Consider the following 20,678-nt stretch of genomic DNA (forward strand, 5'->3'; position numbering starts at 1 on the left):
GATGATATACAGGAACTTTAATATTGGATTTTTTTTAACTGGTATTGTAATAGCAATTTTTATTACAGCATGCAATAAATCAACAGATGTCGAATATAAAGCCCCGGACGTAGAATTGTCTAACCATCCAAATGATATTTACATAAGGGAGAATATTCTTAACAGATATGGAACTGCAATAAGATGGGAGTGGGATCAACGATTTTTGAATAAAGATCAGACTGCAGATCCAATTAAGGAAGATTTGGTTATTCCAGTAACTAAATTGATAGAGGAGCTATGGATAAAACCTTTTCTTGTATTATCTGAAGACTCAAAAATATTCATTGAGGAATATATGCCGAAAGAGTTGGTATATATAGGATCATATATCTATGAAAGTGAAGGGGAAAGAATGTTGGGTTATGCCGAAAGTGGTGCCAGAGTTAGTTTAATAAACTTAAATGCTTTTGATTTGGATGATCGAATTTGGTTAGAAAATCAATTGATAACTATGCATCATGAATTTTCCCATATTGTTCGCCAAAAAAAAGGGGTGCCCATTGGGTACAATAATGTATCACCCACAGGATATATAGGGGAAGGTTGGCGAAATGGTGTGTCTTTATCAGATGCGATTAAGAGAGGGATGGTGAGTGCTTATGGTACAAAAAATCAATTTGAAGACTTTGCTCAACTTACATCTCATTTTTTTATTCAGGATACTGTATATTTTAATTCAACTTACCTAAAAGATTGGAATTGTGAGGATTTTTCTGACCCTAATACTTGTGAGGAACTAAATATGGGGAAGGAATTAATCAGAAGAAAGTTGGATTTGATCAGGAAGTTTTATTCAGAGGAGTTTAGTATTAATATTGATGTGCTTAGAGATACGATTCAAAGTAGAATGTCAGCTTACAAGAATTAATATAGAATCTTTCATCTACCATACTGGTTCGTATCAGTTGGGAAATTGTTACCTTTGTATTTATACGCATGCAAATAAATACAATTAAGATGCCTTCTAAAATATTTAATGTAACTACTGATTCGGGCATTCCGAAATACAAACAGCTAATCAACTCTTTACTACAATCTATTGATAAAGGACTTGTAAATGTTGGGGATCGGATACCTTCGATTAATGCAATTTGTAAAGAATTTGGTTTATCCAGAGATACTGTTCTTGTTGCATATAATGAGTTAAAAATTCGGGGAGTAATATCTTCAGTTCCTGGCAAGGGTTACTACTTGGCAAGTACCTCAACTCGATTTAAGAAGAATATATTTCTACTCTTCGAAGAATTTAATGTATTCAAGGAGATATTATACAATTCATTTATTGAGAATTTGAACGATAAGGCAAATGTTGATATTTATTTTCATCATTTTAACCGTAAAGTTTTTAAAGAGTTAATTGATAACAATAATGGCAAGTATACTTCTTATATAGTTATGCCTGCAAAGTTTAATGATGCATACAATGTATTACAACAGCTGCCTGAAAATGAAGTTTATATTCTTGATCAAACTAATGCTGCGTTAAAAAAACATTACCCTGCGATTTATCAAAATTTTGAAAAGGATGTATTTAATGCGTTAGAATCTGGACTAAACCTGTTGGAAAAATATAAAAAAATCTATTTTGTTTATCCTGGAGGAAAAGAACCAATTGGACAATTGAAAGGCTTTAAAAAGTTTTCTACTCATTATCAGGATAAGTGGGAATTTGAAGTAATTGAAACTCTAGAAAGTCATGAAATTACAAAAGGTGAGGTTTATATAGTTCCTAGCGATAATGATTTGGTGACACTTGTAAAGGAAGCAAAGTCTGAGAAATTAAAAATAGGTTCGGACATAGGTATAATTTCGTATAATGATACGCCATTAAAGGAAGTCGTTGCTGATGGCATTACTACAATTAGTACTGATTTTAAAGAAATGGGAAGGTTGTTGGCTGATATGGTTATTAATTCTAAAAATGAGTTGATAGAAAATCAGTCTAAGTTGATAAAAAGAAATTCCTTGTAAAAAATAATTAAACAAGTTGTGAAGCTCTGATTCTAAAGAATTAGAGCTTTAATTTTTTTAGATCGTTTGTATTTATATAAAAAAGATTTAAATTTGCCTACCAGTACCAACCAGTAAGAAAATAATATGCAAGTTAAAGAATTAAAGGCTGAGTTTGAAAAATTGTATGGGCAAGGTGTTTGTCATGTGTATTTTTCTCCGGGTCGTGTAAATTTAATTGGAGAACATACAGATTATAACGGAGGATTTGTTTTTCCATGTGCATTGTCATTTGGAACCTATTGTTTGATTAGGAAAACAGACAATAATTATATCCAACTTAGATCTTTAAATCAGGATAAAACCTACAAATTATTACTTGAGGAAATAAATAATCCATTAGAAAAAGGAAATTGGGCTAATTATGTTCTTGGTGTAATTGCTCAATTCAAAAAAGATGGATTAATTCCTGACTGCGGTGCTGATGTATTATTCTGGGGAAATGTTCCAAATGGAGCTGGCTTATCATCATCAGCTTCTTTAGAGGTTGTTACAGGAGTTGCAATTAACGAGGAGTATAATTTTGGTAAAGATCAGTTGAGTATAGTAAAATACAGTCAAAAAGCTGAACATGAATTTGCTGGTGTAATGTGTGGTATAATGGATCAATTTGCTTCAGGAATGGGACAAAAAGATCATGCCATATATTTGAATTGTGATAATCTTGAATACGAATTGGTACCTGTAAATTTAGAAGGTGCTAAAATAGTTATTGGAAACACCAATAGTCCTCATAGTTTAGATGAAGGAAAATACAATGAAAGAGTTGCTGAATGTCGGGCAGCAGTAAAAGCAATCTCTCCCTCCAAAATGATTGCTAATCTGGGTGAATTGTGCCCGGCAGAATTCAACTCATTGAAAAACCTTATAGATGATGATGTGATTAGAAGAAGAGCACGTCATGTTATTAATGAAATTGAAAGAACACAGAAAGCTGTAGTAGAACTTAAAAAAGGAAACTTAAAAGAGTTCGGACAGTTAATGAATGGTTCTCATGATTCTCTTCGTGATGATTACGAAGTTACAGGCCATGAATTGGACACTATGGTTGATGCAGCCAGAAAAATTGAAGGAACAATTGGTTCCAGAATGACTGGTGGAGGTTTTGGAGGTTCTACAGTTAGTCTTGTAAAAGATGAATATGTAGAAGACTTTATCGAGAAGGTAGGTAAGGAATATACTGAAAAAACCGGTATTGTTGGAGAGTTTTATGTTGCTGAAATTGGTGACGGAGGAAAAAGAATAGAATAATCTAGAAAGTATTTCAGATGACGAAATTTGATTACATTGAAAATCCACATCGCAGATATAATCCTTTAACAGGTGAGTGGATATTGGTATCACCTCACAGGTCGAAAAGACCATGGCAAGGTCAGGTTGAGAAAGTAGTTGAGGAGAAAAGACCTGAACATGATCCACAATGCTATTTGTGTCCGACTAACGAAAGAGTGGGAGGAGAAAAAAATCCAAATTATGAGGACGTTTATTCATTTCAGAATGATTTTAGCGCCTTGTTACAAGATACTCCTGAAGGAGAATTCTCTGATGGTGATTTGTTTAAAGCAGAAAGTGAATCTGGAATTTGTAAAGTAATTTGCTTTAGCCCAAACCATAGTTTAACGGTTCCTGAAATGAAGGTGGAAAATATCCGTAAAGTAGTTGACCTTTGGTGCAAGGAATACCAGGAATTAGGAGATAGAGAGGATATTGGCTATGTGCAGATATTTGAGAACAAAGGTTCTATTATGGGATGTTCTAATCCACATCCTCACGGGCAAATTTGGGCTTCTAAATTGGTGCCTCTAGAAACTTCAAAAGAATCTGAAAATCAATTGGCTTATTTCGAAAAACATGATAGAACTATGTTGTCGGATTATCTAAAATCGGAATTAGAGAAAAAGGAAAGAATTTTGGTTGAGAATAATTCTTTTGTAGCTTTAGTACCGTTTTGGGCAGTTTGGCCTTTCGAAACGATGATTATTAGCAAAAGAGCAGTATCAAGTCTACTGGAACTGACAGATGAGGAGAAAACAGATTTGGCTGATGTTTATAAGAAATTAACGATTATGTATGACAACTTGTTTGAAGTGTCGTTTGCATATTCGGCAGGATTGCATCAAGCTCCAACTGATGGAGAAGAACATCCTGAGTGGCATTTACACATGCATTTCTATCCACCTTTGTTACGCTCGGCTAGTGTTAAAAAATTCATGGTAGGATATGAAATGCTTGGTACGCCACAACGTGATATTACTGCCGAAGGCGCAGCAAAGAGATTGAGAGAACTATCAATAACACATTATAAATTGAGGTAATAATAAAGGTGAAATGGATGGGAAGTAGATTATTCATATTTCTAGCTTCAACTTCTAATAAAACCTTAATCTCAACTAAAATCAAATACAATGGCTAATACATTTTCTTTTCTCGATTATGTGATTTTTATCGTTTACGGTATTGTAATCGTGGGAGTAGGTTTATGGGTGTCGCGCGATAAAGAAGGACATCAAAAAAATGCAGATGATTATTTTTTGGCATCAAAATCTTTGCCTTGGTGGGCAATTGGCGCTTCCTTGATCGCTGCTAATATATCTGCCGAGCAATTTATCGGTATGTCAGGATCTGGTTTTGCAATTGGGTTGGCAATTGCTTCTTATGAGTGGATGGCTGCTTTAACTTTGATAATTGTTGGTAAATACTTCCTACCAATTTTCATTGAGAAAGGACTGTATACAATTCCAGAATTTGTAGAGAAGCGTTATTCAAAAAACCTAAAAACCATATTGGCTGTTTTCTGGATTGCATTGTACGTCTTTGTAAATCTTACCTCTGTCTTGTACTTGGGAGCTTTGGCTCTTGAAACCATTATGGGTATACCAATGATTTACGGTGTATTAGGATTGGCTTTGTTTGCTGCTAGTTATTCATTATATGGTGGTTTATCTGCTGTAGCATGGACCGATGTAATTCAAGTTGTTTTCTTGATTTTAGGTGGGTTGGTAACTACTTACCTTGCATTAGATACTGTTTCAGGAGGAGAAGGTGTACTTGCAGGGTTTAAGCACATCTACGAAGCAGCTCCAGATAGCTTTCATATGATTTTAGATAAGGCACACGATCAATACAAAAATCTTCCGGGGCTTGGAGTAATTGTTGGTGGAATGTGGGTTGCTAACCTTTATTATTGGGGATTTAACCAGTATATCATTCAAAGAACTTTAGCAGCTAAGTCATTGCAAGAATCTCAACGAGGGATTGTATTTGCTGGATTCTTGAAGTTAATCATTCCTTTGATTGTTGTAATACCTGGAATTGCTGCATATGTAATGGTGAACGATGGAACAATTATGACATCTTTAGGAGATGCTGCTCAAAATAATGTTCCTACAATGGAATCTGCTGATAAAGCATATCCATGGTTGTTACAGTTCTTGCCAACAGGATTAAAAGGTGTGGCGTTTGCAGCATTGGCAGCGGCTATAGTATCGTCATTAGCATCTATGCTGAATTCTACATCAACCATTTTTACAATGGACATTTACAAACCGTATTTTAATCCTAATGCAAGTGATAAACAAACGGTAAATACTGGTAGAATTTCTGCTGCAGTTGCATTATTAATTGCAGGATGTATTGCTCCTCAATTGGCAGGTTTAGATCAGGCTTTCCAATTTATTCAGGAATACACAGGAGTAGTTAGTCCGGGTATTCTGGCCGTATTTATGTTGGGATTATTCTGGAAAAAATCAACAAATAAAGGTGCTATTGCAGGGGTGTTGGCATCTATTCCAATTGCCATGTATTTTAAAGTGGCTCCTAATGGATGGGTAGCTGGTACAAGTCTTGAATCTATATTTGTTAATGTTCCATTTATGGATCAAATGGGATATACAGCAGTTCTTTCGGCATTGGTTATCATGTTGGTTAGCTACCTACAGAACAAAGGAGCTGATGATGAGAAAGGGATAGAGATTAGCAGAAAAACATTTGCAACAGGCAAGGTATTTAATATTGTTGCTTATACCATCTGTATTTTATTGGTTGCATTGTACGCAATCTTCTGGTAGAGAAAAAATAAAACAAAATATTGTGATGACACACTTTTGCTAATATAAGTGTGTCATTGTTGTAAAGTATTGAACTATAAGGATGAAAAAAAAGGTTATAGTTACTGGAGGAACTGGTTATATAGGTTCTCACACTGTTGTAGAATTGCAAAATAGTGGATTCGAAGTTGTAATTGCTGATAATCTCTCAAATTCAAAGATTGAAGTTTTGGATGGAATCGAAGTCATCTCAGGCATTCGACCATTGTTCGAAAAAATCGATTTAAGTGTAGAGTGTGAATGCAATGAGTTCTTTAAAAAGCATACAGGAATTGATGCCATTATTCACTTTGCAGCATCAAAAGCTGTAGGAGAATCGGTTGAAAAACCTTTGCTGTATTATCGCAACAACTTAAATTCGTTGATGAATATTTTGGAAGCGATGAAAGAGAACAATATACCAAATTTGGTTTTCTCATCATCATGCACCGTTTATGGACAACCTGATAAACTGCCCGTAACTGAATCGACTCCACGAAAAGAGGCCGAATCTCCTTATGGAAATACCAAATCAATTTGTGAAGATATTATTCGAGATACAACAAAAGCTCATCCTGAACTGAAGGGAATTGCTCTAAGATATTTTAATCCAATTGGAGCTCACCCTAGTTCAAAAATTGGTGAATTGCCATTGGGTGTTCCTAATAACCTTATTCCTTTCTTAACACAAACAGTGGCAGGCATTCGCCCAGAACTTAGTGTTTTCGGAAATGATTACAACACAACTGACGGATCGTGCATAAGAGATTACATTAATGTGGTAGATTTGGCTAAAGCACATGTGGTAGCCATTGAGCGTTTGTTGCAAGATAAGAATACATCGAACTACGAATATTTTAATGTTGGAACAGGATCTGGTGTTTCTGTACTTGAAATTATAGAATCATTCGAAAGATCAACAGGTGAGAAAGTTCCTCATAAAATAGTTGGAAGAAGAGCTGGAGATATTGAGCAGATTTATGCAGATACTTCATATTCTAATAGAGAGTTGGGATGGCAATCGGAAAAAAGTCTTGATGAAACTTTGCTTTCGGCCTGGAATTGGCAGAAAACATTGTAAGCTTTCGCAATATTAAAAGATAATCATGCAGGTTTATACACTCAAAAATAAAAGTATAGAGATTGATTTTATTGCTCGTGGCGGTCAAATCATTTCAATTAAAGTTCCTGATGCAAAAGGCAATGTTGCCGATGTTGTGGTGGGGTACGATACCATTGAGGAAACCCTTAATGGCGATGCGTATTTTGGCGCCCTTTGTGGTCGTTATGCCAACCGCATTGTAAATGGCGAATTTGAAATTGAGGGAGAAAAATTTCAGTTGGATTGCAATAACGAAACCAACCATTTACATGGTGGTGTGGATGGATTCAATCAAAGAAATTGGAACGTAAGTGCTGTTGATCTTGATAGATATGTACAGGCCTATCAATTAAGCCTAATTAGTGAAGATGGCGATCAGAATTATCCAGGAAAATTGGAGGTTTCAGTAATATATGGATTGACTGGTGATAATCAATTTGTTATTGAATATGAGGCTGAAACATCAAAACCAACAGTTATTAATTTAACAAGTCATGCTTATTTTAATTTGAATGGTGCAGGTAATGGATCGGCAATGAATCATGAATTGCAATTAAATGCTTCAAATTATACACCTATATCTGCGGGTTTGGGGACTACTTCAGGAGAGATTGCTTCGGTAAAGGATACGCCATTCGATTTTACAATTGAAAAAACAATAGAATCAGCATGCGAAACAGATCATGAACAGATCAGGATGTTTGATGGTATTGATCACAATTTTGTATTGGATGATTTCGATGGAACGGTAAAATTGGCAGGAGTACTTTCAGATCCTGAATCGGGGCGAAAAATGGAAGTGTATACCGATCAGCCTGGTATTCAAATTTATACTGCTGCACATTTCGATGGCTCGGATATAGGTAAAAAAGGTGCACCAATTGTGCAGTGTGCAGGTATTGCAATGGAAACGCAGATTTTTCCAAATTCTCCCAATTATGAGCATTTTCCGAATGCAATTTTAAAGCCAGACGAGAAATACAAGCATGTTTGTATTTATAAGTTTTGCTAAAGAATAATTTAAAAACGAATCGAAAATAAAAAGTAGTTGTATTGTTTAACGACATTGTACAATTAAAACTCAATAAATAAATAGTGTAACAGGCTAATTTCCTTTAATAAAAGGATGATTAAAACATCAAACAGAGTGGTTTACATTCATTTAATCTCTGTTTGGTGTTTTTTTATTTACTGATTTTGAGGATTAATAGATTAACTATAATTTTTTGATTTAGGAAGGGGTGTTTTTGAGTTTTTAATGGGTAGAAGATTGAAATTCATGCCTTTTTTGGAAAATAGCATGAGTTTAATATTGATTTTCAAGCCTTGAAGTTTGAATTTGATGGGTTTATCATCGACAATCAATCCTTTAGTTTTGAATTTGATCAATTTAGCTTTGATTTTCAATCTTAGAAGCATGAAAAATGAGCTTTTAGCTGTGAAATTCTATCCTAAAGGAGATAAAATCTTGGGTAAAGGGATGCGAATTAAGCTTTAAGCATTGTTTTTCAATCTTCGAGTTAAGCCGATCAATACTTTTAGGGGGTGAAAAACTGATTTATTCGTTTATCAGTAGATTGCAACCACGAATATCAGAATGGTCGAATCGTCCAAGAATTTCAAAGCTTCCATTTTCGTGAATTTTACCAAGATCCTGTGTTTCTATAAATGAACAGGAGTGTACATTGGCCAAATCGATCACATTCACACCACCTGTTCTTCCAGTTTTTTCATAGCTGAATGGATCGTATGCATCACGAATCATGATTTTCATCCAATGGGGAGTCTGGAATAGGCTATGACCTTTAGAATACGCTTGCGAAAGCAATTCGGTCATTCCATATTCAGAATGGATTTCACTTACACCCAATCGAGAACAGAGAAATGCATGCAACTCTTCACGAGTAATTTCTTTTCTTCGGCCTTTCATTCCACCGGTTTCCATGATGATTACATCGGAAAGGTTTAGGGTATATTTTTCAGCCAAATCGAGTAGAGCAAAGCTAACCCCAAGCAACAGTATTTTATGATTCGATTTTTTCAAATCAGCAATGCACTCAATCAATTCCTCATGATTGTGCAGGTAAAATCCACTTTTAGCATGATTGCTATCTTTAATAAGGTGTTCCATCATGTAGATTAAAGATGAACCTTCACGTTCTAGATAAGATGGAAGCAGAGCCAGAACACAGTAATCTGTTATTGGTCCATAAAAATCTTCGAATCCTTTCTTAAAGCTCTCTTCGTAAATGCTGATATCGGGAACAAAGTGCCTGCTGGTTAAGTTACCAGTTGTTCCGCTGCTAGTAAAAATTTCCTTTGCAGGATCGTTGGAAGAAACCACCTTTCTGGATTTAAAAAACTCTATGGGAAGAAAAGGAATATCTGTAAGCTTAGTAATTTGATTGATATCCTTTTTCAAATGTTGAAGAAATTCACGATACACCTCGTTATTTTCCGCTTGATAACGAAAAATTTCCAGCGCTACTTGTTCAAATTCAAGTTCATTGTTAATCGAAAATATCTTGTTCTTCCAGTTCATTTAATCTTTTCTCTAATATTAAGGCTGCAAATTTAATTCATTTTTAATTGGCTTTTGGTTCTTAATTAAAACTAAGTAGTGTCTCTTTTTGAAAATTATTCTTGGAAAAATATTCCAATCGGACTTGGAGTGTCAGTTATTGTCATGGTAATTTCGCTACTCTGTGCAGAACATCCTAAATTGTCAATGGCTTCAGCTTTTATTTTATCACCATCAGCAAGTGTACTGATAGTAAAAGTATTTCCTGTAACTCCTGAGTTTTGCTCTACATTATTTACATAGAACTTGTAGGTATAACCAGGATTTCCATTCGATGCATTTGCTGTAAAAATAAGCTCTTCTCCTTCACATCCTTGACTTCCTGAAGGTCCGGAAATTGTTGCACTTAAATTTGATGTAACACTTATTTGTACAATGTGAGTAGTAATATTGTTGTGAATATCTTCTATGGTCCAAGTTACATTTGTTATTCCATCGGGGAACGATTCTCCATTAAGACTTGTTCCTCCTCCATTGTAGTTGTGAGTAAGTGATAGAATTCCACAATTATCTGTTGCGGTAATATCAAAGGCTGTGCCACTAACCAGATATTCACACCCTGTGGTGTTAGGATTTAAGTTACGATCTGAAGTATTATTTAAAGTTGGTTTTTCATCATCTGTTACGGTAACTGTGAAACTTGATTGAACGGGAGTATTTCCTGAAGCATCTGTATATTCATAAGTTACTGTAGTAATTCCAACCGGAAAATTCGAACCACTTGACAATCCAGAAATTAGAGTTCCACTTTGATCTCCATCACAATTATCAGTGAAGACAGGACCAGTATAATTTACTTTGGCTCCACAAATGCCTGATTCTGCTGTAATGGTAATATTATCTTGAGCAGTTTTTACGCTTGGTGGGCTGTTATCAACAACGGTTATATTTGTTGCACAAGTTGTACTTGATAGGTCTTCATCAGTTACGGTTAATGTTACGGAGACAGTTCCTTTATCTGTACAGTCAAATGTGTTTGGAGCAACCGATAATGTTACGGTTCCACCATCATTATCATCGTTTGAGCCATTGTCTATTTCTGTTGGATCAAGTGTGTAATTACCGGTTGCATCTAAATAAATTGTAACATTACTTTTGCAAATTGCAACCGGAGGATCGTTGTCAACAGTAATACTAATGGAAACAGATGCTTCGTTTGATTCTGCACCGGAATTATCTTTAATTGTGTAGGTAAAGTTATCCGATCCGGTGTAATTGTTATCAGGAGTATAAGTAACTTCTCCAGTAACAAAATTTTGAGATAAAGACCCATTGGATGGACCAGATTTGATTAACACACTTGCCTTGTCTATGGTTTGGTTTCCATCAATGTCGGAATCATTAGCCAAAACATCAATGGTAACTGCCGTATCTTCGTTAGTTGAAGTATTATCATCTACCGCTACAGGTGCTGCATCATTATTGAAAACAACGGTTATGTTTGCACTTGCCTGAACAGCATCACCATTGCCATCTGTTATTTCATAGGTAAACCCATCAGTTCCAAAAAATTCAGAATTTGGCATGTAAGAAAACGTACCATTAGCATTCAGAGTTAATGTTCCATTACTTACATCGCTCACAATGCTGTATGTTATCGGTAAATCGAAAAGGTTATTGTCATTAGAACTTACATCATTATTTAGTTGCGTGTCTTCAGGAGTTGAATATGTATCATTGCTAGCAACAGGAACATCGTTAATTGGGTTTACGGTAATTGTAACTGTTGCGCTTGATTGATCACCATCAACATCCTGGATGGTATAGTTAAATGTGTTGGAACCGTTAAAATTTGGATCTGGCGTATAAGTAAAACTACCATCGTTATTAAGTGTCAAACTACCATTTGATGGATTTGTATTGCTAACAACAGTAACCGGAGGATCACCAAGCCCAAGATCATTTGTCATTACATTCTCGCTTAAAGCGACATCTTCATCTATTGAAAAATTATCGTCTCTTGCATCAGGGGTATCATCATCATCAATAATAGTTCCTGTAGCTGTACTAATTCCAATGTCAACTTTTGAAGGAGGATTGCCGATTTCAATAGCAAAATTTTCATTGCCTTCTTCGTCGGTATCCTGAACTGTATTAATACTAAGGTTTATATTAGTTTGGTTGGCTGGAAGTGTAATAGAAGTCCATCCAGTGCCATTAAAATCGGCTGGGGAATTTGCTGTTCCATTTGTTGTTCGATATTCAAAATTAATATCGGTACTTCTTACCGGACTTACAGTAATTGTAAAATCTATCGAGTTTCCTTCTGTTGCTGATGCATCGGATATCGATAATGTTGGGTTTCCTTCATTATCGAGTATTGTACCAATAGCTGAGGTATTAACCAATGAAGCATTATTAACTGATGAGAAGTTCACAACAAACTCTTCAGTTTGCTCATTGGCATTATCATCTTTGGTTACAAAAATTGGGAAATCAGCACTTGTTGAACCTGCAGGAATAGTTATAGTTCCTGTGGAAAATGTAGTAAAATTTATAAAATCATTTTGTTTGGCATTTCCAGGTCCATTACTTAAAACTGTTTGATAATCAAAAGTTACATCAACAGCAGAAGGATGGCTTAAAATTGCCTGGAATTCAATGTTGGTACCTTCAATTTCACTTGCATTAGAAACTGTAATTGTTGGCAATACTTCATTATCGATAATTGAGATTGTTGCATTGGTATTTCCTGCTGCGGCATTTGATAAACTGCTTAGTTGTACATTAAATGATTCATTTGATCCAGGTTCGTAAATGTTGTCATCAACAATCGAGATGCTAATGTTTTTGTCTTTTTCTCCAGGATTGAAACTGATTGTTCCAGAGTAATTGGTAGCTGAGTAATCTTCTGGCTGTGTTGCAGTATTGTCAACAATATTATAGTTGACACTCACTGTTTTACCACTTTCCGTATTTAAACTAACTTGCAAACTTATTGTTCCAGCATCTTCATTAAAAGTTTGATCATTTACTGAGATTGTTGGCAGGGCATCATTATCCTGAATGGTCGCTGTACCCGAAACAATACTTTCAACTGCTTCAATTACATTAGTAATCGATAAGGTAAAATCTTCATCAGTTTCATTTAGAATATCATTTGTGATTGGCACTGAAATGTCGACAAATGAATCACCCGAAGCAATTGTTGCTGATCCGGTAGTTGGACTAAAATCCTGACCACTGGCTGCAGTTCCAGCAGTTGTATAATAATCGAAAGTAACATCAACATTATCTTCTTCTAACCAAGGGTGAGATAGTTCAACCCTAAATACTGCATTTAAGTCTGTTCCCTCTGTAACGGTAATGTCTGTGCTAGTTACTGATAAACATGGCAATATCCGAATTTCGTTTGAAGGGAAAGACTCTGTATTTGAATCGCCACAAGGAGATAAGCCTGTTACTTTGTACCTTCCCGGACTATTGGGTTGGTAAGTTGAATTGTTTTCATCTGCTATTAGGCCTCCATCTTTATACCAATTATAAGATGTAAACCCAGATGCTGTTAGAACAACATTGTCGCCACATAAGCCTTGTTCGGCAATGTCAGGACTCTGGTTTACTTGAGGAATGTCTCCAAATCCCGAGAAGTAACCACCTCCACCAACATTTCCACTTTGCACGGCAAGCATTGCATTTAATGCCCCTGTTGATGAAACTTTATAGATTTGATCTGAACCACCATTATATACCAATCTTTGAAGCTCCGATTTAGGAATATTATAGGATTCCCAATGGGTATTATTTGGTACATCTCTACGGTAATTGTTTACATTTTGAAGATCAACCCCATTTAATTGTATCTGTGACCCGCTTTGAGTAACCAGTTTTAGCACAGGACTAACAGTTAAACTGGAAAGTTTATCAGCATATGCAATTGTTACTTCTTTGTCAGCTGTACACTTTAAAGGGGGTATAAAACAAAGTCCGGCAGTTTGATTTTTATCTGCTCCTGAAAGAGTTTGATAAACAAAAATTTTCTTGTTGGCGGTAATATATAAGTTTTTATCTACTGAACTAACAAATTCATTGTGTCCTGTAAAGTAGTAACTACCAGGAGAATTCAATGTTTTGGTTTTTGTAATGAGCCTAATGGACCCATTACTCCTACGTTTATTATAGTAATAAGTAACAGTAGTATTAGCTTCTGTGGCTACAATTAAAGCTCGTTCATTGTATTTAGGACCTGTACTAACGCCTTCACCTTTAATCAAAATATATTCTTGTCCAACAACATCAGTTGGAACCAGTTGGTCAAATCCAATATCACGTCCGTTTCCTTGAGCTTTCAAATGACCAGTTGCACACCAGGAACCTGAACTTACTGCTATGGGTTTGTTTGAACTGATATGAGTACCATTTACATGATTTAAGTTTTTATTCTGATTTTTAAGCTGGTTTATACTTACCCCAATTACAACAGACTGTCCTTTCTGAAGACTTTCTGTAAATGTATTTTGAGACCTGTTTGAAAATTTAACTCGTGGATTACTAAAGGTAATATTTGTATTATTTTCAGTAGCCATAACAGAAATAAAATGACCATTGTAGTTGTCGTAAGTTCCTGTTTCTGAGCGCATGTGTCCACTGTAAAAATCAGTCCCCAAACCAGTGGTTCCTTTGGATGTTAGTAAATCTCCTTGAGCACCAGATTTTTGTTGAATATTAACAAAGAATTTTTTTGGCCCAGATACGATTAAACCCTCGGTATCCAAAATTTGATTTAGCTGTGAAGTTCCTATAACACCTTGGGAATTAAGTCTTCTTCCTGCTGTTTGAGTAGATGAGGTATAGACAGAGAAATTTAGACTTATTTTTTTAGGCGATGTATTTGATAAACCAGTTACAGTTCTAACAAAAGTTCCATTGTTATTTGTAATGGTTACGTCAAAAGGATCGCTTTCAGTAGTGGTAAGTACCATTTGGTGATCGTCAACATCTGAACTAGATGATGTAAAAGAACACATTGGCGGAATATAGTGTAAACTGTCAACTTGTGCTTTTGATTCTTGAAACATCAAAACAAGAGACGAAGTAAGAACAATATGAAAGAGTAGAGGTAGAAATCTTTTCATGGTTACTATTTAGGGAATAATATTAAGATGCTACGAAAATTAATACAAATTGTTTAAGTTTTGTTAAGATAAAAAAAAAGCAGCCTCGAAAGACTGCTTTAAGAATCCCTGAGAAGGGAAATATTATGGATCGTTAATTACCCTCTAATAGCTGCAACACCTGGCAATTCTTTACCTTCGATGTACTCTAAAAGAGCACCACCACCAGTTGATACATAGCTTACTTTGTCAGCCAAGTTGTACTTGTTGATCGCTGCAACAGAGTCACCACCACCAATTAATGAGAAAGCACCTTTTTCAGTAGCTGTTACAATTGCATCAGCAATTGCTTTGGTTCCTTTAGCGAAAGTATCCATTTCGAATACTCCAACAGGACCATTCCAAAGAATTGTTTCTGATTCTTCGATAACTTTCTTGAAGTTTTTGATGGTTTCACCAGCAACATCTAATCCCATCCAATCAGCTGGAATTTCTGAAACGTTACATTCTTTAGTGTTAGCGTCGTTAGAGAAATCGTCAGCGATTAATGCATCAACTGCCAAGTGAAGTTTTACATTGTTTGCTTCTGCTTCACTCAAAATTTCTCTTGCGATATCTAACTTATCATCTTCAACCAATGAGTTACCAATCTTACCACCCATCGATTTAACGAAAGTGTAAGTCATACCACCACCAATAATCAAGTGGTCAACTTTAGGCATTAAAGTTTTAATGATATCGATTTTTGAAGATACCTTAGCACCACCCATGATTGCAGTTAAAGGACGTTTAGAGTCTTTCAATACTTTATCAACGCTTGATAACTCACCTTCCATTACGTAACCAAACATTTTGTCGTTAGGGAAGAATTTAGCGATAACAGCAGTTGAAGCGTGAGCACGGTGTGCAGTACCAAATGCATCGTTAATCCAAAGGTCAGCCAAGTCAGCTAATTTTTTAGCGAAAGCTTCGTCACCAGCTTTTTCTTCACCGTAAAAACGAAGGTTTTCTAACAATAGAACTTCACCTTCTTTTAGGTCAGCAGCCATTGTTTTAGCACTTTCACCAATACAATCATCAGCAAATTTCACATCAACACCTAATTTTGCAGAAAGGTGAGCAACGATGTGTTTCAATGAGAATTTTTCATCAACACCTTTTGGTCTACCAAGGTGAGACATCAAAATAACTGATCCGTTTCCTTCTAATACCTTTTTGATAGTTGGAAGTGCAGCACGGATACGTGTGTCATCAGTAATTTCGAACTGATCGTTCAAAGGCACATTAAAATCTACTCTGATAATCGCCTTCTTTCCTGAAAAATTGTATGAATCAATTGTTTGCATTGGAATATGTCTTTATATTTTTTTCTTCCAAACAAAGGTATGTTTTTATTCAAATTGCTGCAAAAAAGAAAGGAAATTCACTTTTAAACATCACGAAATCAGATGTTAATAGCTTGTTGATCTTTGACTTTGAAACGATTGCATAAATTTTCCTTATTGCAAATTAATGGTCAAAACGTCATTTTTTCCTCAAATGGCTTTGATCTTAAGCTATAATGATAAAGCTCTCCTTAATTTTTTTAACTTTGGATACCCCGATGTACCTTTGCACCACATTCGGGATTAAATGATTTTTGATCAGCAGATGAGGTTTAACCTTATCTGTTCGAAACCATTTCATATTGAAAATTCATGCAATTTAAAGATATAATTGGCCATAAAGAGGTCAAACAGCGTTTTATTCAAACCGTTAAAGAAAACAGAGTTAGCCATGCACAATTGTTGATTGGTCCCAAAGGAGTTGGGAAACTATCGATGGCAATTGCATTTGCTCAGTTTGTTTCCTGTTTAGATAGAAAAGACAACGATTCGTGTGGGCTTTGTTCATCGTGTAAAAAATATGCGAAATTGGTTCATCCCGATCTTCATTTTGTTTTTCCGGTTGTTAAAGGGAAAGGATTTACCAATCCAGTGAGCGATAATTTTATTGAATTGTGGCGTTCGCAATTCGAGAGTGATTCTTATTTTGACATTGGAGATTGGTACAGAACCCTTGGAGTGGATAATTCACAAGGGATGATTTATTCGGGCGAAAGTAACGAGATTATCAGGAAACTGAGTTTAAAAACTTACGAATCGGATTATAAGGTAATGATCATTTGGTTGCCTGAAAAAATGCATACTTCATGTGCCAATAAGCTTCTGAAAATGATTGAGGAGCCACCGTCAAAAACTTTGTTTTTTATGGTGTCAGAAGAGCCTGATAAAATACTTCAAACCATATTGTCGCGAACACAATTGATTAAAATTCCAGCAATTGATCAGGAATCATTATCTGTTGCGGTTAAAAGTGAATTCAGCCTTAACGAGCAGGAATTAAAGAATGTGGTTCGTTTATCGGAGGGAAGCTACCGCAAGGCAAGAATCCTTATTCAGAATTCGGATGAAAATGCAGAGAATTTCGAGAATTTCATAGCCATTATGAGAAGGTGTTATGCCCGTAATGTAACCGACATTATGGAATGGGCCGAAGAGATTGCGACAATTGGCCGTGAACGCCAGAAAAGTTTCTTGAATTATGCGGTTAGAATGATACGTGAGAATTTTATTCTAAACCTAAAGCAGCCTGAGATGGTTTATTTAAGTGGCGAGGAGATGAATTTTTCGCAGCGCTTTTCTCCTTATATCAATGAGGATAATGTTTGGATGATTTCAGATGAGCTTTCGAAGGCTTATACAGACATTGAAAGAAATGCCAACGCAAAGATCGTTTTTCTTGATTTGGGTTTAAAACTGGTTAAATTATTACGTCCCTAATCACCAATAATTTCTCGAAATAGTTACCTTTAAAGGTTTGTAAAATAAATTAGCTAATTTTGCGGTCGATTATCGACTAATAATCAATATATATATGACAGAAAATAAGGAACCAAAAGGGAAATGCGCAGGCTGCGCATCCAATAAAAGAGACCATCGTCTTCTGGCTGGTAAGCTCGATGTTTACGATTGGTTGCAAGATGTTCCTGAAAGTGCACAATGTCCAGATGTTGTTGAAATAAAATTTAAGAATACCCGTAAGGGATTCTATTCAAATACAAATCAATTAAGATTACAAAGAGGTGATGTGGTAGCAGTTGAAGCATCACCAGGACATGATATCGGTATTGTATCCTTAACAGGCGATTTGGTTGTGGAGCAAATGCGCAAACAAAAGCTTGATCCGAATACATACGAGGCAAAAAAAGTCTACAGAAAGGCAAAGCCTGTTGATATCGAAAAATGGCATGAAGCTATTGCACTGGAACACAAAACAATGATTAAAGCTCGCCAAATATCTGCTGAACTGAAGCTAGATATGAAAATTGGCGATGTTGAATACCAGGGAGATAAAACAAAAGCAATTTTCTACTATATCGCTGATGATAGGGTTGACTTTAGACAGTTGATTAAAGTATTGGCAGAGCAATTCAAAATCAGAATCGAAATGCGCCAGATTGGTGCAAGACAAGAAGCTGGACGAATTGGAGGAATTGGCCCTTGTGGTAGAGAGCTTTGTTGCTCAACCTGGATTACCAACTTTGTTTCGGTAACAACAAATGCTGCTCGTTATCAGGAGATTTCCTTAAATCCTCAGAAACTTGCAGGACAGTGCGGAAAACTGAAATGTTGTCTGAACTTTGAGTTGGATTGTTATATCGATGCTCAAAAGGATTTCCCGAATACAAGCATTCCGTTGGAGACCAAGGATGGAACAGCTTATCATCAGAAGACAGATATTTTCAAGAGACAAATGTGGTATTCATTCGATAAATTCAATTCGATGAATATGGTACAGGTTTCTGTTGATAGAGTGAAGGAGATTATCCGCTTGAACAAGAAAGGAATCAAGGTTGATAAATTGATCTCTGAAAAATCAATTGACAACAAAAAATCTTTGGACTACGAAAATGTTGTAGGCCAGGACAGCTTGAATCGATTCGATAAGAAGGAGAATCCAAATAAACGAAAAGGGAAAAGAAAATTCCGTCGTAAACCAAGAAAACCAAACAAGCCAACAAAGTCATGAACAAATTGATTTGGATTTTTTGCGTGGCAGTAATTGCACTGGCAACACAATCGTGCGATTCCAATCGTGTTTATGAAGAGTATAAAGAAATTCCGGATTATAGTTGGAACATGAACAATACTCTTCGCTTTGAAGTTGATGTAACCGATACCATCAGTGTTCACAATTTGTATATCAATATTAGGAATACTGGTGGATATGCCTACAGCAATTTGTGGCTGTTTGTGAAGAGAACTTCGCCGGATGGAAATGTACTCGAAGATAAGTTCGAATGCAGTTTGGCTACCGAAAAAGGAAAATGGTTCGGTAGCGGATTTGGTGATATTTTCGATTTAAGAATTCCATTCAAACAGAATGTGGTTTTTCAAAAATCGGGAATATACGTATTCGAAATTGTGCAGGGAATGCGCGATGAGGAATTGAAAGAAGTAGTGAATATTGGCTTAAGACTTGAGAAAGCAAATCAATAAAATTTTTAGCGTTTAGTCGTGGGAAAGAATAAATTACAGCGTTTTGCTGAGATGGATACATTTGATAATGTTTTTCAACCAACACATAAAGAGGTTTGGGAGACAAATTATCATTTGAAAGGAAAGTGGAATAAAGAAGTTTTTAAAAACGATAATCCAATTGTATTAGAAGTTGGATGTGGAAAAGGAGAATATACCGTAGGTTTAGCTCGTAAATTTCCGAATAAAAACTTTATTGGGATTGATATAAAAGGCGCAAGAATGTGGCGCGGTGCCAAAACGGCTATCGAAGAAGGCTTGGGTAATGTAGGATTTATCAGAAGCAAAGCAGAATTGCTTGAGTCGATTTTTGAATCAGGCGAGATTTCTGAGATCTGGATCACTTTTCCTGATCCACAAATGAAAAAGGAAAGAAAAAGACTTACTGGAACACGCTTTCTGAAACTTTACTCGAACTTGTTGACCAAGGATGGAATTATTCACTTGAAGTCGGATAGTAATTTCTTGTATGAATATACTTCATACGTGATCAAGGAAAACTCTCTTCCAGTGGATGTTGATACCAATGACTTGTATAACTCAGGAAAGGCTGATGATATTCTTTCGATCAGAACATTCTACGAACAGCAATTTCTTGACAGGGGAATTCCGATTAAGTATTTAAAATTCATGCTTGATGGAAAAACCGAATTTGTTGAGCCGGATGTTGAGATTGAATTGGATTCGTACAGAAGTTTCGGTAGAGAAAAGCGCAAACAGTAAATGTCTGATCTCTACGATAAAATTTACGAAGTAGTTCGGCAAATTCCTGCCGGAAGAGCTACCAGTTATGGTGCAATTGCCAAGTTTGTAGGATCTCCCAGAGGTTCGAGAATGGTTGGCTGGGCCATGAATCAATCACATGCTAGCGAAGCATATGTGCCAGCCCATCGGGTTGTAAATCGTTTGGGCATGTTGAGTGGAAAGCATCATTTTCCTGGCGAAAACTTAATGCAAGAACTTCTCGAAAATGAAGGAATTGTTGTGATTGATGACCAAATACAAGACTTCGACAAAATATTTTGGGATCCCATGAAAGAACTTGATTGGGATTCTATTTAAATTCAGTCTAAATATATACCTTTGTTGGTATCTTATCGAATTCAATATCAAATTGAAAGGAATTCGATTCAATACCGATTTTTAATCAGTAAAAGTCATTTATTCGTTTTTTCTCTAAATGACTAACAGATTATATATCGGCATTTCAATTTAATATTTCAT

General features: G+C 35.7%; 15 protein-coding genes. 12 read left to right on the plus strand and 3 right to left on the minus strand.

From position 1 onward, the window contains the following. Position 1: 1 nt before the first annotated feature. The 7 genes from DF185_RS17595 (at position 2) to DF185_RS17625 (ending at position 8,251) form a co-directional block, all read left to right on the plus strand. A complete protein-coding gene (locus DF185_RS17595) occupies positions 2-910 on the plus strand; it encodes a substrate import-associated zinc metallohydrolase lipoprotein (RefSeq protein WP_110362077.1) in 909 nt (302 codons plus the stop codon). Between the two features lie 89 nt (positions 911-999). Beyond that, complete coding sequence (locus DF185_RS17600) at positions 1,000-2,013, plus strand: GntR family transcriptional regulator (RefSeq protein ID WP_110362078.1); 1,014 nt, start codon at positions 1,000-1,002, stop codon at positions 2,011-2,013. Between the two features lie 126 nt (positions 2,014-2,139). After that, positions 2,140-3,303, plus strand: coding sequence for a galactokinase (locus tag DF185_RS17605; RefSeq protein ID WP_110362079.1), 1,164 nt, complete (start codon positions 2,140-2,142; stop codon positions 3,301-3,303). A gap of 17 nt (positions 3,304-3,320) precedes the next feature. Further along, the gene (locus DF185_RS17610; protein ID WP_110362080.1) at positions 3,321-4,367 is read left to right on the plus strand and encodes a UDP-glucose--hexose-1-phosphate uridylyltransferase; all 1,047 of its coding nucleotides are present in this window, start codon (positions 3,321-3,323) and stop codon (positions 4,365-4,367) included. Between the two features lie 90 nt (positions 4,368-4,457). Further along, positions 4,458-6,119: a sodium/sugar symporter gene (locus DF185_RS17615; RefSeq protein ID WP_110362081.1), complete on the plus strand. Its 1,662-nt coding sequence runs from the start codon at positions 4,458-4,460 to the stop codon at positions 6,117-6,119. A gap of 82 nt (positions 6,120-6,201) precedes the next feature. Next, a complete protein-coding gene (gene galE, locus DF185_RS17620) occupies positions 6,202-7,218 on the plus strand; it encodes a UDP-glucose 4-epimerase GalE (protein ID WP_110362082.1) in 1,017 nt (338 codons plus the stop codon). Between the two features lie 25 nt (positions 7,219-7,243). After that, positions 7,244-8,251: an aldose epimerase family protein gene (locus DF185_RS17625; RefSeq protein WP_110362083.1), complete on the plus strand. Its 1,008-nt coding sequence runs from the start codon at positions 7,244-7,246 to the stop codon at positions 8,249-8,251. 546 nt (positions 8,252-8,797) lie between these two features. Here the strand turns inward: DF185_RS17625 and DF185_RS17635 are convergent. From DF185_RS17635 to DF185_RS17645, 3 genes are all read right to left on the minus strand, one after another. Further along, positions 8,798-9,781 (minus strand): LuxE/PaaK family acyltransferase, encoded by a 984-nt coding sequence (locus tag DF185_RS17635; protein ID WP_110362085.1) that lies wholly within the window; start codon positions 9,779-9,781, stop codon positions 8,798-8,800. A 95-nt stretch (positions 9,782-9,876) separates the two neighbouring features. Beyond that, positions 9,877-14,895, minus strand: coding sequence for a cadherin-like domain-containing protein (locus tag DF185_RS17640; RefSeq protein ID WP_110362086.1), 5,019 nt, complete (start codon positions 14,893-14,895; stop codon positions 9,877-9,879). Positions 14,896-15,032: 137 nt separating this feature from the next. Beyond that, the gene (locus tag DF185_RS17645) at positions 15,033-16,220 is read right to left on the minus strand and encodes a phosphoglycerate kinase (RefSeq protein WP_110362087.1); all 1,188 of its coding nucleotides are present in this window, start codon (positions 16,218-16,220) and stop codon (positions 15,033-15,035) included. 351 nt (positions 16,221-16,571) lie between these two features. Between DF185_RS17645 and DF185_RS17650 the strand changes: the two genes are divergently transcribed. From DF185_RS17650 to DF185_RS17670, 5 genes are all read left to right on the plus strand, one after another. Then, positions 16,572-17,696, plus strand: a complete 1,125-nt coding sequence (locus DF185_RS17650) for a DNA polymerase III subunit (RefSeq protein WP_110362088.1) — start codon at positions 16,572-16,574, stop codon at positions 17,694-17,696. A gap of 94 nt (positions 17,697-17,790) precedes the next feature. Continuing rightward, the gene (locus DF185_RS17655; RefSeq protein ID WP_110362089.1) at positions 17,791-18,945 is read left to right on the plus strand and encodes a PSP1 domain-containing protein; all 1,155 of its coding nucleotides are present in this window, start codon (positions 17,791-17,793) and stop codon (positions 18,943-18,945) included. Next, positions 18,942-19,415: a gliding motility lipoprotein GldH gene (locus tag DF185_RS17660; RefSeq protein WP_110362090.1), complete on the plus strand. Its 474-nt coding sequence runs from the start codon at positions 18,942-18,944 to the stop codon at positions 19,413-19,415. Before DF185_RS17655 ends, DF185_RS17660 begins: the two co-directional genes overlap by 4 nt. Positions 19,416-19,433: 18 nt before the next feature. Then, entirely contained in the window at positions 19,434-20,177 is a 744-nt protein-coding gene (trmB, locus tag DF185_RS17665) for a tRNA (guanosine(46)-N7)-methyltransferase TrmB (RefSeq protein ID WP_110362091.1), read from the plus strand. Further along, positions 20,178-20,516, plus strand: coding sequence for an MGMT family protein (locus DF185_RS17670; RefSeq protein WP_110362092.1), 339 nt, complete (start codon positions 20,178-20,180; stop codon positions 20,514-20,516). Positions 20,517-20,678: the final 162 nt, after the last annotated feature.

Source organism: Marinifilum breve, assembly GCF_003202155.1.
Lineage (GTDB): Bacteria > Bacteroidota > Bacteroidia > Bacteroidales > Marinifilaceae > Marinifilum > Marinifilum breve.